A 14,595-nucleotide genomic window follows, 5' to 3' on the forward strand; every position below is an offset into this window, starting at 1 on the left:
TCGACGGCAACGGTGACGTTGTCGCCGGGCATTCGACGGCAACGGTGACGTTGTCGCCGGGCATGACCATTTCCGTGCCTTCCGGAAGCGACACGATGCCGGTCACGTCGGTGGTGCGGAAGTAGAACTGCGGACGGTAGTTGGTGAAGAACGGCGTATGACGGCCACCCTCTTCCTTCGTCAGGATATAGGCTTCAGCCATGAACTTCTTGTGCGGCTTGACCGAACCCGGCTTGCACAGGATCTGGCCACGCTCGACGCCGTCACGGGTGACGCCGCGAACCAGCGCACCGATATTGTCGCCGGCCTGGCCCTGATCGAGCAGCTTGCGGAACATTTCGACGCCGGTCACCGTGGTCTTGGACGTGTCGCGGATGCCGACGATCTCGACTTCCTCGCCAACCTTGACGATGCCGCGCTCGACGCGACCGGTGACGACCGTGCCRCGGCCCGAGATCGAGAACACGTCTTCGATCGGCATCAGGAAGGGCTGGTCGATCGGACGCTCGGGCGTCGGGATATAGGCGTCGACAGCGGCCATCAGTTCGCGGATCGCGTCTTCGCCGATCTTCTTGTCCGAATCTTCAAGCGCGGCCAGRGCCGAACCCTTGATGATCGGAATGTCGTCGCCGGGGAAGTCGTACATCGACAGGAGTTCGCGCACTTCCAGCTCGACGAGCTCGAGAAGTTCKGCGTCATCSACCTGGTCGACCTTGTTGAGGAASACGACGATGGCGGGAACGCCGACCTGACGGGCGAGCAGGATGTGCTCGCGGGTCTGCGGCATCGGGCCGTCGGCAGCCGAGCAYACCAGGATCGCGCCGTCCATCTGGGCGGCACCGGTGATCATGTTCTTGACRTAGTCGGCGTGGCCGGGGCAGTCGACGTGGGCATAGTGGCGGTTCGGCGTCTCATATTCGACGTGCGCCGTCGAAATGGTGATGCCGCGGGCCTTTTCTTCCGGCGCAGCGTCGATCTGGTCATAGGCCTTGAACTCGCCGAAATACTTCGTGATCGCAGCCGTCAGCGACGTCTTGCCATGGTCGACGTGCCCGATCGTGCCGATGTTTACATGCGGCTTGTTGCGTTCAAATTTGCTCTTTGCCATTCGTGATCGCAGCCGTCAGCGACGTCTTGCCATGGTCGACGTGCCCGATCGTGCCGATGTTTACATGCGGCTTGTTGCGTTCAAATTTGCTCTTTGCCATGGGTCAAGTTTCCTGTGATCAATGAGAATGGACCATCCGGCGGCGCCGGTTTGGGGAGGCGTTTAAGGCTTTCGGGAGGATTGCGCAAGACCTAATTGCTTTGAACATCCCGCCCGGCTTCCATCGCGCTTAAGGCTTATATAGGCAGGGTCTCGAATACATCCAACACGCAGCGTGTCAAAGCGGGATAGACTGCAAATCATCGGCTTGAAGACGGGCGTTGAAGCAAAGCATGAATTGACGGGATGGAGCGGATCGCTTTGCTGGAGCGGGTAGCGGGAATCGAACCCGCGTATTCAGCTTGGAAGGCTGCTGCTCTACCATTGAGCTATACCCGCGGGTCATGATCCGTGCAACGGAATGGTGGAGGGAGTTGGATTTGAACCAACGTAGGCTGAGCCAACGGATTTACAGTCCGTCCCCTTTAACCACTCGGGCATCCCTCCAGTATTCCGTCGGGATCAAGCGACCAGGCATTTCAAATCAGAGCGGTCTGTGCCGGAGCAAGTCCCCTTCGATCTGCGCCGGGTATATGACGGCCCCGTTTCCTCCTGTCAACACGACCTCTCAGAAAAAGTTGCGAAATCCGGCATAAACATCGCCGGCACCCATTTTCGCGAAAAACGTTTCCACGCAGGCGCCTTCCCCAGTATAAGACCGGCATGAGCAAAGATGATACCGGCGACAGACAAGCCAAAGACACCCATTACGCCACGCTGCGCCGCGCCCACCGCGATGCCCGGCGCGAACGCGGCGAGATCCCGACACCCGTCCAGGACAAGCGCAAAAAAAGTGCTTCCTCCGACTGGAAGCCACAGCAACTGGCGCCCGACCAGGTGCTGCTCTATGGCATCCATACAGTGCGCGCGGCGCTGGACAACCCCGAGCGCAGGATCACCAAGCTGTCGGTGACGCAGAATGCGCTGGTGCGGCTCGAGACCGGGCCGATCGAAGCGCTCGGATTTCCCGTCGAGATCGTCACGCCGCAGGACCTCGACAAGATCCTCGGACCGGACGCCATCCATCAGGGCGCCATGCTCGAAACAGCCCCCCTGCCCGTGCGCCGGCTTTCGGCGCTGAAGGATAGCCCGCTGATCCTGGTGCTCGACCAGGTGACGGATCCGCACAATGTCGGTGCCATCATGCGCTCGGCCGTCGCCTTCGACGCCGGTGCGGTGATCACCACCCAGAGGCATAGCCCGACCGAATCGGGCGTCATGGCCAAATCCGCCTCCGGCGCCCTGGAACTGATCCCCTATATCCAGATCACCAATCTGGCCGATGCTCTGGAAGAACTGCACCGGCTCGGCTTCGTCTCGATCGGGCTCGATTCGGAAGGTCCGGCGCCGCTCGAACAGTCGCTTTCCGGCGAAAGGCTGGCGCTGGTGCTCGGCGCGGAGGGCAAGGGTCTTCGGCAGAAGACCCGCCAGACCGTCCAGGCACTTGCGCGGCTCGACATGCCCGGCGCCATCAAGTCGCTCAACGTCTCCAATGCGGCCGCCATCGCCATGTATGCGGCACGCGCGCATCTGGCAAAGGCCTGAGTTTAGTTAGGTCGAGGCTGGACTGAGCGACAGGCGCGCTTCCGGACAGCCGTCCTTGAGCTTTTTCCATGTGGTGACATTGAGGTCCATCTCGCAGCGCGCAAGATAGGCGGCATCGCCAATGCGGATACAGACCGTCTGGCCGAGTTCACGCCTGGAACCGTCCTTCGTCCTGCAGGTACAGGCGGCATGCGGCGACGCGGCAGAGGATATGGCCGGAAAAGGTCCGGCCGCGACAAGCGCCATCATCAGTGCTGCTGGAGCGGGCTTCATCAGGATATCATAATATAAATGGGGCACGCATCCAAGACATGGATGCGCGCCTCACCCGGCCGGTGCATCAGGCTTTCTTCAGGAATTCCGTGCGCAACACCAGGCCCTTGATCTTGGCATGACGGCATTCGACCTCGTCCGGATCGCCGGTCAGGCGAATGCCCTTGATCATTGTACCTCGCTTCAGCGTTTCGGAGGTGCCCTTGACCTTGAGGTCCTTGATCAAGGTGACATTATCGCCCTCGACGAGGATCGTTCCGTTGCTGTCCTTGACGTCCATTTCAATCTCCTTCGCCTGCCGCCCGATTGCGCGGTCCTGAGGGACGCTCTAGGATTTTTACCGTGAAAGGTCCAGCACGGTATCGCCTCTTCGAGCCGGCAGGACAGGTCCCGTCTCCGCCGGCTGCCCACATCAGGCGGCGGCGGCAAATTCCGCCCGGTTGGCGATCGACTGCTCGGCATCGAGGATCGCCGCCTGCTTGGCATCGGCGCCGAGCGCCAGGCCTTCCGCCCGGATGAACTCGATATCGGTAATGCCGATGAAGCCGAGAACCGTGGCCAGGTAGGTTTCCTGATGGTCCATGGCGCTGATCGGCGAGCCCTTGGAATAATGACCGCCGCGCGTGGAGGCGATGATGATTTTCTTGCCTTTCGCTAGGCCATCGACGCCGTTTTCCGTATAACGGAAGGTCTTGCCGGCAACGAGGATGCGGTCGATCCAGGTCTTCAACTGCGTCGGGATGGCAAAATTATACATCGGCGCGCCGATGACGACGATGTCGGCGGCCAGGAATTCTTCAAGCGCAGCGCGGCCGGCATCCAGTTCGGCGGCAAGTGACGCGTCGAGGGTTTCAGGACCAGTAGCGGCCGCCGCCAGATGCGCGCCGCTCAGATGCGCCAGCGGGGCGGCGACGAGATCGCGATAGGTCAGTTGGGCGTCTGCCCGCTGGGCGGTGAGGCGGGCGGCGATGGAGGCGGTCAGGCCGCGGGAAACGGAATGTTCGCCGAGGATGCCGGAATCGATATGGAGAATGTTCATGATCTGCACCTTGTGAGGGATGTTGCGGTGCTTCAGATATGATATGAGAACGATGAAGCGATAAGACAGCTCTTTTCCAACAGAACGTTTCCAGATGGAAACGATTGAAGTTCGGTCGCAGCGGAGGCAGATGATGCAGGACCTGAACGATCTCGCCCTTTTTGCCGCCGTCGTGAAGCACAACGGCTTTTCGAGCGCGGCGCGGGCGCTCGGCATACCGAAATCGAAACTCAGCAAGCATGTCGCCCGGCTCGAACAGCAGCTCGATGTCAGGCTTCTCGAACGCTCGACCCGCAAATTGCGAGTGACGGAGATCGGCGAGGCCTTCTACGAGCGCTGCGAGGCGATCCTCTCCGGTGTCGAGGCCGCCGAGGCGGTGGTGGCGGCGGCCAAGAGCGCGCCGGGCGGGATTGTCCGGCTCGCCTGCCCGATCGGCTTCACGCCGATGCTTGCCGATATCCTGCCGGCCTTTCACAAGCGGTATCCCGGCGTTCGGCTTCTCGTGACGACGACCAACCGGCGCATCGATCTGGTCGAGGAACGCATCGACATCGCGCTTCGCGCCCGCGAACACCTGGATACCGACCAGCACCTGATCGTCCACAAGCTTGGTCAGGCGCGACGCTTCCTTGCCGCAAGCCCTGCCCTTGCCGCCCGTCTCGGACCGGTGTCGATCGACACGCTCGGCACGGCTCCAACGCTGTCGATGAACGAAGTCCATGCAACCGACAGCTGGCAACTCAACCACATCGACGGAACCAGGCGCGCCGTTTCCCATGCGCCGGTGATCGGTTGCAGCGATTTCGGCATTCTGGAGCGCGCCGCGATCGAAGGCGTCGGCATTGCGCTTCTGCCGAGCCACTTCTGTGCAAGGGCCTTCCGGACTGGCGTGCTGGTGCCGATCCTGCCGGAATGGTCGTCGAACGACGATATCGTGCATCTGGTCTTCACCTCGCGCCGCGGTATCCTGCCGGCGGTTCGTGCGCTGATCGATCATATCGCCGCAACGCTGCCTGGGGCCATTTCGCGCTGTTCCGAGATCGATCCGCCTCCGGCAAGGGTCGATGCACCCGCACCGACCGAACAATCGCCACATCCGTTTGCAATCCTGGCGTCATGAAGAAGCCTTTCACATTCTCGGCCGGCGGGGCAGCGCTCGGCATGGCCGTCGGCCTCGGTGCCGGCGCCCTGATCGGCACGGTCGCTTTCGACAATGCCGCGATCGGCATTGCTGTCGGCATCGCCCTTGGCGCGGCCCTGGGCGGCTTCCTTGCGCCGCGCAAGGATCGCTAACGCCCGCATTCGCGTTGGAGCCCCCGGGCGCGATGCGTCTTGCAAGTCCGGGAAACGCCTATTGGCGCCCCGCCGAAGATCGATCCCAACCCGTTTCCTCGCCTGATTTTACCTTGCAGCGATTCCGATCTAAGGATCAGGACTGAAGGTCCTCGCAAAAATCGGAGAGAACAGGGAATGACACGGGAGCGTCGGCGAAACCTCATCAGACAACGGAGAACCGCCATCGGCGTCGGCATCGCGGCGGCGATTTCGTTTCTTGCGGGGCTGACCGATGCGATCGGCCTGCTTTCGGCGGGCAGCTTCGTTTCCTTCATGAGCGGCAACACCACGCGAGCCGCCGTGGCGCTGGCCGACGGCCTGTGGGCGGATGCATCGATCCTGCTTTCGGCGCTGGGAATTTTCGTCGTCGGAAACATCCTTGGCGTCGTCATCGCGCATGGTGCCAGGCGCCGGACCTTCACGATCCTCGTTGCCGTCTCGATGCTGCTCGGAAGTGCGGCAATGATGACCGCCTTCAATTTTCCGCTGGCGCAGTTCTATCTCGCTGTGGCTGCCATGGGACTGGTCAATGCCGCCGTCGAACATATCGAGGGACTTCCGATCGGCCTGACCTATGTCACCGGTGCATTGTCGCGGTTCGGGCGCGGCATCGGCCACTGGATTATGGGCGACCGCCGTTCTGACTGGGCGGTGCAGCTCGTACCCTGGTGCGGCATGCTTGCCGGAGCGACCTGCGGCGCCTTGCTGGAAAGGGCCTTCGATGCCCGGGCCTTCTGGTTTGCCTGCCTGCTGTCGGCCGCCCTCGCGCTCACCGTCTTCTTCGTGCCGCCGCGCCTCCAGAAGCGGATGACACGCCGTCTCCATCTCCATGCCAACCGTATCGGGCGCTCCAGCACCGCCCGCTAGCGGAGCGCGCCATCCTCAAAGCGGAAACCGGCGACGATCCGTCCGCGTCGGCCTCACCGTCCCTTGATGGCCATGATGGATTTCGGCCAGCCGAGCACCCGCTCCACATGCACCTCCGCCCCCGGGAAAAAAGCTTTTATCTGTGAGGGAATCAGCAAGTTCCAATCGGGGGCGGTTCCCTTGGGGAGAAGCTTTGCCGATAGGCGCAGCAGTGGGATCAGCACGGGCCGCGGCAGGACCCCGAGCGGAAGAGGCAGCCATGAATGGCTTTCGATCAGAAAATAGCGATGCGGCGTCTGTACATAATAGTTCCTGGCGACGCGCTGGACTTCCCTGGCGAATGCCTCCTGCGCCCGCAAGGCGTCGGCCTTGAAGATCGATGTCGACCTAGTGGCGATGGCAAGCTCTTTTGGTCCCGTTACATGCTCGATCACGCTGGAACAGAAGACGAAATCGAACTGCTTGTCGGCGAAAGGAAGATGATTGGTGCCGTCGGCCAGCATGGTCTTGTAGCCGAAGCGTGCGGCGGCAATCCGGAGGTCGTCGGAAGAGTAATCGCAGACCGTTATGTTCCGGTGATCCGGAAAGACCCGCGAAATATGTTCGCCCGTGCCGCCGCCCAGATCAAGGATAGCGCTGTCCAGGGGAATATCGATCTTCGAACGAAGAAACCGCGCCCGCTTCAGGCGTGAATTCTGCCCCAGACGCTTCATGATGGATTTCAACATCATTCTCTCCAATCAATTATCAGCAATATATTCGGGCGTGGTAATAGCCGCCCCTAAAATCATGCGCGGGCACCGCCATGGTCCTGCCCATGCTCGCCCGGAAAAACATTTGGGCTCGTGCCGATCGTGGCCAATAACAATTGCTGTCACGACGTTCGTCGAGGACGTGCAAGAGCGGAATGTTCTGGCTGCCGGTCCGAGCAAACGTCCGATCGAAAAGATCACGCCAGCTCGATAAATCTAAAATTGCGTATTCTGAAATAAGCCAATGAAAATATGGTGCCCCCAGCACGACTCGAACGCGCGACCCCCTGATTACAAATCAGGTGCTCTACCAACTGAGCTATAAGGGCATCATGGTCCGGGAGTTACCAGATTTCTGCACCGTGTAAAGCGAAAATGAGATGCACATGCTTTTTTCGAGTGCGTCCGGGCGGGCGGCATGCCAGAAATGGGGTCACCGAACGGCGCCCGCCGCATCGACGATCGAATCCGGACGTTCTCATGGCCTGCAGCTTTTCCTCGCTTTCCGTCATCGCATCCGAAGCCCCGGAGGCACAGGCCGCGGCCCGCGAATTGATCGCCCTGTATGGAAACGAGGATTTCGACAACGCGGATGTGATCGTCGCGCTCGGCGGCGACGGCTTTATGTTGCAGACCCTGCACAGGACGATGAATTCGGGCAAGCGGGTCTATGGCATGAATCGCGGCTCGATCGGCTTCCTGATGAACAGGTTCAGCGTCGAAAACCTGCATGAGCGGATCGCGGCGGCGGTCGAAAATGCCTTTCATCCCCTGGAAATGCAGACGATCGACCAGGAAGGCGGAGAATTCCGGGCGCTTGCGATCAACGAAGTCTATCTCTTCCGTCAATCCTACCAGGCAGCCAAGCTGCGGGTGGTCGTCGATGACCGGGTGCGGCTCGAGGAACTGATCTGCGACGGGGTGCTGCTATCGACGCCGGCGGGATCGACCGCCTATAATCTCTCCGCCCATGGCCCGATCCTGCCGCTCGAGGCGCCGCTATTAGCGCTGACGCCGGTCAGTCCCTTCCGGCCGCGACGGTGGCGGGGCGCGCTCCTGCCCAACAGGGTGACGGTCGATATCGATATCCTCGAAGCAGACAAGCGCCCGGTCAATGCCGTCGCGGATCATGTGGAGGTCAAATCGGTGGTCAAGGTGCGGATCGCCCAGTCGGAAAACATCACCGCCCATATCCTTTCGGATCCGGATTATTCCTGGTCGGACCGCATCCTTGCCGAACAGTTCTCGAACTGAAAGCGCGGCGGCGGCGCGCTGCCTCCGAAGAATCGATCTTTCCCGAAATTTGTGCCAGACTTCCATCATCCCGGGATCGCGACAGGCGCGCCGGACATTCGGTTTCAAACGGGCTTACCCAAGGCGTAAACAATGTTCCAGGCCGGCCATTTCTTCACGAGCCCGATGTGCCCCCGCGCCGCCGTAGGCGCGACGTCGGCAAGGCGCAGAGGGCTTGCCCTGGCCTATGCCTTCTGTGTTCTGTCGATCGGCGCCATCGGTGCGCGGGCCGAGGAAAGCCCGTTGATGCCCGACAACATCATTTTCGTGACCAGTACGGGCTATTGGGAAGAAAGCGCCGATCCGCTCGAGGCGACCGATAAAAACACTGCCGCCCCCACCGACATCGCCGGGCAAGCGGCATCTGTCCAGCGCGGCTATTACAAGCTCGTCGCCGTGCGCCAGCCGGAAGGCAACACCCATATCTTCCTGCAGCAGATCGCCACCGGGGATGCCGGCCCGACCGTCGTCTCATCGGCGGAACTGGATGAATTTTCCGGAATGAAGGCCTATGTCACCGATATCAGGCCGGAAACCTCCGATGGCGTCGCGCGCCAGCCGGGATTGTTTGCGACCGTCTATCTGAAGACCGACCCGAAGGCGCTCGAGCCGGAAACCTGGACCGTGCTGATCGACGATATCGGCGACATCAAGGTGGAGCGCGAGACCAACTGAGCGTGATGGCAGTCAGTGTGGAACCGGGCGTCATCTAGCGCCCGGCGTCCCTTTACCGCGGTTGATGCGCCTCAGGAGAGATCGTCGACTACCGCATCGGCGCCGCCGTTGACGCGGTGGGCCAGCGCCGCCTCCATGAACTCGTTGAGCTCTCCGTCCAGCACATCCGAAGGTGCCGTGCTTTCGACGCCGGTGCGCAGGTCCTTGACCAGCTGGTAGGGCTGCAGAACGTAGGAGCGAATCTGGTGGCCCCAGCCGATCTCGGTCTTCGAGGCGGCTTCGGCATTGGCAGCCTCCTCCCGCTTCTTCAATTCCGATTCGTAAAGGCGCGCGCGCAGCATATCCCAGGCCTTGGCCTTGTTCTTGTGCTGCGAACGTTCCTGCTGGCACTGCACGACGATGCCGGACGGCATATGGGTGATGCGCACCGCCGAATCGGTAGTGTTGACGTGCTGGCCGCCGGCGCCCGACGAGCGATAGGTATCGATCCGGCAATCGCTTTCGTTGATATCGACCTGGATCGAATCATCGACGACCGGATAGACCCAGATCGAGGAAAACGAGGTGTGGCGCCGCGCATTGCTGTCGAAGGGCGAAATCCGCACCAGACGGTGAACGCCCGATTCGGTCTTCAGCCAGCCATAGGCATTGTGTCCCTTGACAAGCAGGGTGGCCGACTTGATGCCCGCCTCTTCGCCGTCATGGACTTCCATGAGTTCGACCTTGTAGCCCTGGCGTTCCGCCCAGCGGGTGTACATGCGCAGAAGGATATTGGCCCAGTCCTGGCTTTCGGTGCCACCGGCGCCGGAATGCACTTCCAGATAGGTGTCGTTGCCGTCGGCCTCGCCGGACAGCATGGCTTCCACCTGCCGGCGCGCCGCCTCCGCGCGCAGCCCGCGCAAGGCTTCTTCCGCCTCCTTGACGATCTCGGCGTCGCCCTCTTCCTCGCCAAGTTCGATCAGATCGACGGCATCGCGGATTTGCTGCTCGAAAGCCCGCACGCTACTGATGCCGTCATCGAGCTGCTGGCGCTCGCGCATCAGCTTCTGGGCTTCGGCCGCATCGTTCCAGAGGTTCGGATCCTCCGACTTGTTGTTCAACCAGTCCAGTCGTCTTACCGCCTGATCCCAGTCAAAGATGCCTCCTCAGCAGGCTTATGGCCTGCTTGATTTCGTCGACGATGTTCTCGATTTCGGTCCGCATGATCCTGCTTCTCAAGTTTTTGGAAAATGTGCGCCGTCAATAGCGATGCCCGTCGCGCCTGTAAAGGACGACGGGCATCGAGGCGATTTGATACAGACTAGAACAGGCCGCTGGCGCCGCGGTTGATGGCGTCGCTTGCCTGCGGCGAGGCCTTCAATATCTCCTCCGGCGGGACATATTGATCCATTCCGCCAATCACCGAGAAGGTGTCGGCCGGACCGGTGCCGGGCTTGAAAGCTTCGATGATGGTATCCGGATCGCCCTCGGCAGCGGCCATGCCGGTCTTGCGGTTGACCGGAACCAGGCTCATGCCTTCGGGCACCACGAATTTCACCGGGCGCGTTCCCTTGAGAGCGGCCTGCATGAAATCGTTGAACACCGGCGCGGCAAGGCCGCCGCCCGTGCCGCCGCGACCAAGCGGTGCAGGGTCGTCGAAGCCGAGATAGAGGCCGGCAACCAGATCGGCCGTATAGCCGACGAACCAGGCGTCCTTTTCGTCATTGGTGGTGCCGGTCTTGCCGGCCACCGGGCGGTCGAGCTTGATCTTGCCTCCGGCCGTGCCGCGGGTGACCACGCCCTCCATCATGGACGTGATCTGATAGGCCGTCATCGGATCGAGCACCTGCTCGCGATTATCGACAAGGACAGGTTCTTCCTGGTCGCTCCAGTCGGCGGCGTTGCAATTGTCGCAGGTGCGTTCCTCGTGGCGCAGGATGGTCTTGCCGTAGCGGTCCTGGATCCGGTCGATCAATGTCGGCTTGATCTGCTTGCCGCCGTTGGCCAGAACGGAATAGGCCGAAACCATGCGCAGAACCGTGGTTTCGCCGGAGCCGAGCGACATGGCAAGAACCGGAAGCATCTTGTCGTAGATGCCGAAACGTTCGGCATATTCTGCAACGAGGTTCATGCCCATGTCGTTGGCAAGACGCACCGTCATCAGGTTGCGTGATTTTTCGATGCCGAGACGAAGCGTCGAGGGACCGGCGGAGCCGCCGCCGTAATTCTGCGGCCGCCAGACCTGCCCGCCCGTCACCAGTTCGAAAGGCGCATCGAGAATGACCGAAGCCGGCGTATAGCCGTTGTCGAGCGCGGCAGCATAGACGAAGGGCTTGAACGACGAGCCCGGCTGGCGCATTGCCTGGGTGGCGCGGTTGAACTCCGATTGCGCATAGGAAAAGCCGCCGACCATGGCGAGCACGCGGCCGGAATGCGGGTCCATGGCGATGAGGCCGCCCTGGACTTTCGGCGGCTGGCGCAGCCGGTATTCGCCGTCCTCATCCGTCGCCTCGACATAGACGACATCGCCCGGGCCGAACACGCCTTCCGGCGATTTTGCCGTCTTGCGGTCCTTCGTCGAGGAGCGATAGGCCCATTGCATGTTCTTGGCGGTGATATGCCCGGTCAGGCGATCCTCGCCGATCTTTCCACCATTGATCTTTTCCGGCTGGATGCCGATATCGGCACCGCGCTGATCGACGGAAAGCACGACCGCAAGCTTCCATTCCGGCACATCGGAAAGCGCGTCCAGCTTGCCGAGCGGCAAGCCCCAGTCGCCACCGATCTCGATCGTCTTCAACGGTCCGTGGAAGCCGCGGCGCTCGTCATAATTGACCAATGCATTCTGCAGCGCCCTGCGGGCCTCGACCTGCAATCTCGGATCAAGCGAGGTGCGCACCGAAAGGCCGCCCTCGTACAGCGCGTTGTCGCCATATCGCTGGATGATCTGGCGGCGCACTTCCTCGGCAAAATAATCGGAGGCGAACAGATGCGAGCCACCGCGCCGGACGTTGACGCCCAGCGGCTGTTTCTTGGCTTCTTCGCCGTCGCTCTTGGTGACATAGCCGTTCTCGACCATGCGGTCGATCACCCAGTTACGGCGCTCGATCGCGGCCTCCACCTTGCGGAAGGGATGGTAATTGGCCGGCCCTTTCGGCAGGGCGGCGAGATAGGCCGTCTCGGCGATCGTCAGTTCGGTCACCGACTTGTCGAAATAGGTGAGCGCGGCGCCTGCAATGCCGTAGGAATTCAGGCCGAAGAAAATCTCGTTGAGATAGAGTTCGAGAATCCGATCCTTGGTATAGGCCTGCTCGATGCGAAAGGAGAGGATCGCTTCCTTGACCTTGCGGTCGATGGTCTGGTCGGCGGTGAGAAGGAAGTTCTTGGCAACCTGCTGGGTGATGGTGGAGGCGCCGACCGGGCGGCGGTCCGAGCCGAAATTCTGGATGTTGACGACGACCGCGCGGGCAAGGCCGGTGATGTCGATACCCGGATGCTGGTAGAAATTCTTGTCTTCGGCGGAAATGAAGGCGGCCTTCACCCGGTCAGGAATGGCCTGGATCGGCAGATAGAGGCGGCGTTCGCGCGCATATTCGGCCATCAGCGCGCCGTTACCGGCATGCACGCGCGTCGTCACCGGCGGCGCATAGCTGTTGAGCACCTCGTAGTCAGGCAGGTCCCTGGTGACATGGCCAAGGTAGAGAGCGGCCGCTGCGGCCACGCCGAGCATCAGAAAAACGCCGATACCGAAAAAATATCCAATCAGTCTGATCATCAGTCAGATACCGCACCCTAGTTGTCGTTTATCCGCGCCGAGCGCTTCAGTCCGTCAGGGCGTAACCCGCGCCTCGTCCGAATGCAATCACGCCAAACGAATTAAACCCGTGAAAGAAATCACGGATATCCGCTTCACCAAGGCTCCGGATAGCGACCGGATTGTGAGCAAAATAGGGCCTGCGCCGCGTTAAGAGCACTGCCTCCCGCAAAAACGATATCGCTGTTACCGCAGCGACACAAATCACATCGGGCGTGATCGCCGCCGAACGCCGCCAGGTCGCGACGGAGGAGCGATTCAGCCACCATTGGCAACCGCCGCACCGCGATAATTGCGCACCGCGGTCGCGATGAGGCCCGCCACCTTCTTGCGCCAGACAGGATCGAGCAGCAGTTTCTCGTCCTCACGGTTCGACAGGAAGCCAAGCTCCAGAAGAACCGAGGGAACATCCGGCGCCTGCAGCACGCGGAAGCCCGCATGACGATGCGGGTTGTTGATGAGGTTGATCTTGCCCTCGAAGGAGGACACCACCGAGCGCGCCAGATTGACAGAGAAGGCCTGTGTTTCGCGCCGCGTCAGGTCGATGAGAATATCGGCAACGGCCGCCGGCTCGCTCTGCAGGGCAATGCCGGCAATCTCGTCCGAGAGGTTTTCGCGTTCGGCCAGATTGGCGGCGAGATGATCGGAGGCCTTGTCGGAGATCGTGTAGACGGTGGCGCCGCGAATATCGCGCTGCCTCAGCGTATCGGCATGGATGGAAATGAAAAGGTTGGCGCCGCGCTGGCGGGCGATCTGCACCCGTTCCGGCAGCGACAGGAATTCATCCTTTTCTCGGGTCATGAATGCTTCGACGCCCGCTTGCTCATTGAGCGTTTCGGCCAGTTCGCCGGCAAAGGCGAGCGTCACGATCTTTTCCTCGGTCTTCGTCTCGGCGCCGATGGCGCCGGTATCGATGCCGCCATGGCCGGCATCGACGGCAACCACGAAAGCCCCCGGAGCCGGCGGTTCGGCCAGCCGCCCGGTCTTGGTGGTGGTGACGGAGCCGGTCCATTTCTGCTCCTCCACGAGGCTGGCGAAACGTTCGTCGGTGACCCGCTCCGTATCGAGAACGAGGCGGTACCCCCGCCCCTCCTCGTCACTCCTGACCTCGGCAACAGTGATCGCCACCGGCTTTTTCGCCGTCAGCACGATGCGGGCGCTGTCCGCCCCCATGGCACCGTAGCGGATTTCGGAGAACAGACCGCGCGCCTCGAGATCTTCGGGCTTCAACCCGAAGGATGTTTCCGGCAGATCGACGATGACCCGCACCGGATTGGCAACATAATGGACGAAGAACTCCGGCTTGCGGTCGAAATCGATGACCACGCGGGTGCGGGCATCGTCTCCCGCAACGCGGGCGCCATAGGCGAGCAGTGGTGCCTCCGCCTGCACGCCCGGCGCGAAGGCGAGGACGAACAGAACAAGCAGGCAGCGCCGCAGGATGGCAGAGAACAGCAAATCCGTTTCCTTGTCATTGGCGTCCGATCCGAACGCCGGCCGAAACATGAGCGTCAACCTTGCCCGTCCATGGTTAACCGAAGCTTGCGACGTGCCGGCCGCCTCAGCGAGGAAACCGACAAAATCCCGGCCAGACATGCGGCGGGCCAAGGCTTGCCCAGTACATACCCCGGCAACCGAATCAATCAATATTATGACGGTTCCGGCTTTTCCCTTGCCATTGTGGCATAGAAAACATAAAAGCGTCGCAGGGGAGAAAGTGTTGACGGGATAGAATCGACGACCGGCAGCCCAAGGGTTTCAAAGCCCTGGCGCCAGGGCGTGATCGGCACGGGTAAAACCGCTTCAACGCAGATCA

At 61.4% G+C, this 14,595-nt stretch carries 15 protein-coding genes and 3 tRNA genes; 6 read left to right on the forward strand and 12 right to left on the reverse strand.

What is annotated here, in order from left to right; genetic code table 11:
- From tuf to ASD31_RS08000, 4 genes are all read right to left on the reverse strand, one after another.
- On the reverse strand, window positions 1–1,108 hold a 1,108-nt coding region (gene tuf, locus ASD31_RS07990), incomplete at its 3' end, for an elongation factor Tu (protein ID WP_056331707.1).
- Entirely contained in the window at window positions 1,089–1,208 is a 120-nt protein-coding gene (locus ASD31_RS25385) for a GTP-binding protein (protein ID WP_082520483.1), read from the reverse strand. The genes tuf and ASD31_RS25385, both read right to left, overlap by 20 nt.
- Window positions 1,209–1,472: 264 nt before the next feature.
- Window positions 1,473–1,546: transfer RNA gene (locus ASD31_RS07995), tRNA-Gly, on the reverse strand.
- 23 nt (window positions 1,547–1,569) lie between these two features.
- Window positions 1,570–1,654 (reverse strand) — tRNA-Tyr (locus ASD31_RS08000).
- A 216-nt stretch (window positions 1,655–1,870) separates the two neighbouring features.
- Between ASD31_RS08000 and rlmB the strand changes: the two genes are divergently transcribed.
- A complete protein-coding gene (rlmB, locus tag ASD31_RS08005) occupies window positions 1,871–2,752 on the forward strand; it encodes a 23S rRNA (guanosine(2251)-2'-O)-methyltransferase RlmB (protein ID WP_056331710.1) in 882 nt (293 codons plus the stop codon).
- Between the two features lie 6 nt (window positions 2,753–2,758).
- Here rlmB and ASD31_RS08010 read toward each other — a convergent pair whose 3' ends face one another.
- The 3 genes from ASD31_RS08010 to ASD31_RS08020 form a co-directional block, all read right to left on the reverse strand.
- Window positions 2,759–2,998: a hypothetical protein gene (locus tag ASD31_RS08010; RefSeq protein WP_056333068.1), complete on the reverse strand. Its 240-nt coding sequence runs from the start codon at window positions 2,996–2,998 to the stop codon at window positions 2,759–2,761.
- A 94-nt stretch (window positions 2,999–3,092) separates the two neighbouring features.
- Entirely contained in the window at window positions 3,093–3,305 is a 213-nt protein-coding gene (locus tag ASD31_RS08015; protein WP_056331712.1) for an alkylphosphonate utilization protein, read from the reverse strand.
- Window positions 3,306–3,437: 132 nt separating this feature from the next.
- On the reverse strand, window positions 3,438–4,064 hold the full coding sequence (locus tag ASD31_RS08020) for an FMN-dependent NADH-azoreductase (RefSeq protein ID WP_056331714.1): 627 nt from the start codon (window positions 4,062–4,064) through the stop codon (window positions 3,438–3,440).
- A 133-nt stretch (window positions 4,065–4,197) separates the two neighbouring features.
- Here ASD31_RS08020 and ASD31_RS08025 point away from each other — a divergent pair, with 133 nt between their 5' ends.
- The 3 genes from ASD31_RS08025 to ASD31_RS08030 all read left to right on the forward strand — a co-directional run bounded on the left by ASD31_RS08025 (window position 4,198) and on the right by ASD31_RS08030 (window position 6,266).
- On the forward strand, window positions 4,198–5,184 hold the full coding sequence (locus tag ASD31_RS08025; protein ID WP_056333071.1) for a LysR family transcriptional regulator: 987 nt from the start codon (window positions 4,198–4,200) through the stop codon (window positions 5,182–5,184).
- Window positions 5,181–5,357, forward strand: coding sequence for a hypothetical protein (locus ASD31_RS26295; protein WP_156392564.1), 177 nt, complete (start codon window positions 5,181–5,183; stop codon window positions 5,355–5,357). The genes ASD31_RS08025 and ASD31_RS26295 overlap by 4 nt, the downstream gene beginning before the upstream one ends.
- Window positions 5,358–5,534: 177 nt before the next feature.
- Window positions 5,535–6,266 (forward strand): YoaK family protein, encoded by a 732-nt coding sequence (locus ASD31_RS08030; protein WP_056331715.1) that lies wholly within the window; start codon window positions 5,535–5,537, stop codon window positions 6,264–6,266.
- A gap of 53 nt (window positions 6,267–6,319) precedes the next feature.
- Here the strand turns inward: ASD31_RS08030 and ASD31_RS08035 are convergent, their stop codons facing one another.
- Together ASD31_RS08035 and ASD31_RS08040 are read right to left on the reverse strand one after the other, a co-directional pair.
- Window positions 6,320–6,994, reverse strand: coding sequence for a class I SAM-dependent methyltransferase (locus ASD31_RS08035; protein WP_056331717.1), 675 nt, complete (start codon window positions 6,992–6,994; stop codon window positions 6,320–6,322).
- 277 nt (window positions 6,995–7,271) lie between these two features.
- A tRNA-Thr gene (locus tag ASD31_RS08040) sits at window positions 7,272–7,347 on the reverse strand.
- Window positions 7,348–7,498: 151 nt separating this feature from the next.
- On the opposite strand from ASD31_RS08040, the gene ASD31_RS08045 reads away from it, so the two are divergent.
- Window positions 7,499–8,272, forward strand: coding sequence for an NAD kinase (locus tag ASD31_RS08045; RefSeq protein ID WP_056331719.1), 774 nt, complete (start codon window positions 7,499–7,501; stop codon window positions 8,270–8,272).
- A 165-nt stretch (window positions 8,273–8,437) separates the two neighbouring features.
- Window positions 8,438–8,986: a hypothetical protein gene (locus ASD31_RS08050; protein WP_413813808.1), complete on the forward strand. Its 549-nt coding sequence runs from the start codon at window positions 8,438–8,440 to the stop codon at window positions 8,984–8,986.
- A 71-nt stretch (window positions 8,987–9,057) separates the two neighbouring features.
- On the opposite strand, the gene prfB is transcribed toward ASD31_RS08050, so the two are convergent.
- From prfB to ASD31_RS08065, 3 genes are all read right to left on the reverse strand, one after another.
- Window positions 9,058–10,189 (reverse strand): peptide chain release factor 2 gene (prfB, locus tag ASD31_RS08055; RefSeq protein ID WP_156392565.1). Its coding sequence is split into 2 segments (ribosomal slippage): window positions 9,058–10,119 and window positions 10,121–10,189, totalling 1,131 coding nucleotides; the frame shifts between segments, so codons are not numbered across the junction.
- A 97-nt stretch (window positions 10,190–10,286) separates the two neighbouring features.
- Window positions 10,287–12,740 carry a penicillin-binding protein 1A gene (locus ASD31_RS08060; RefSeq protein ID WP_056331723.1) on the reverse strand — a complete coding sequence of 818 codons (2,454 nt, stop codon included), beginning with the start codon at window positions 12,738–12,740 and terminating at the stop codon, window positions 10,287–10,289.
- Between the two features lie 297 nt (window positions 12,741–13,037).
- Window positions 13,038–14,285: an N-acetylmuramoyl-L-alanine amidase gene (locus ASD31_RS08065; protein WP_082520484.1), complete on the reverse strand. Its 1,248-nt coding sequence runs from the start codon at window positions 14,283–14,285 to the stop codon at window positions 13,038–13,040.
- Window positions 14,286–14,595: the final 310 nt, after the last annotated feature.

This window comes from Rhizobium sp. Root482 (assembly GCF_001426565.1).
GTDB lineage: Bacteria > Pseudomonadota > Alphaproteobacteria > Rhizobiales > Rhizobiaceae > Pararhizobium.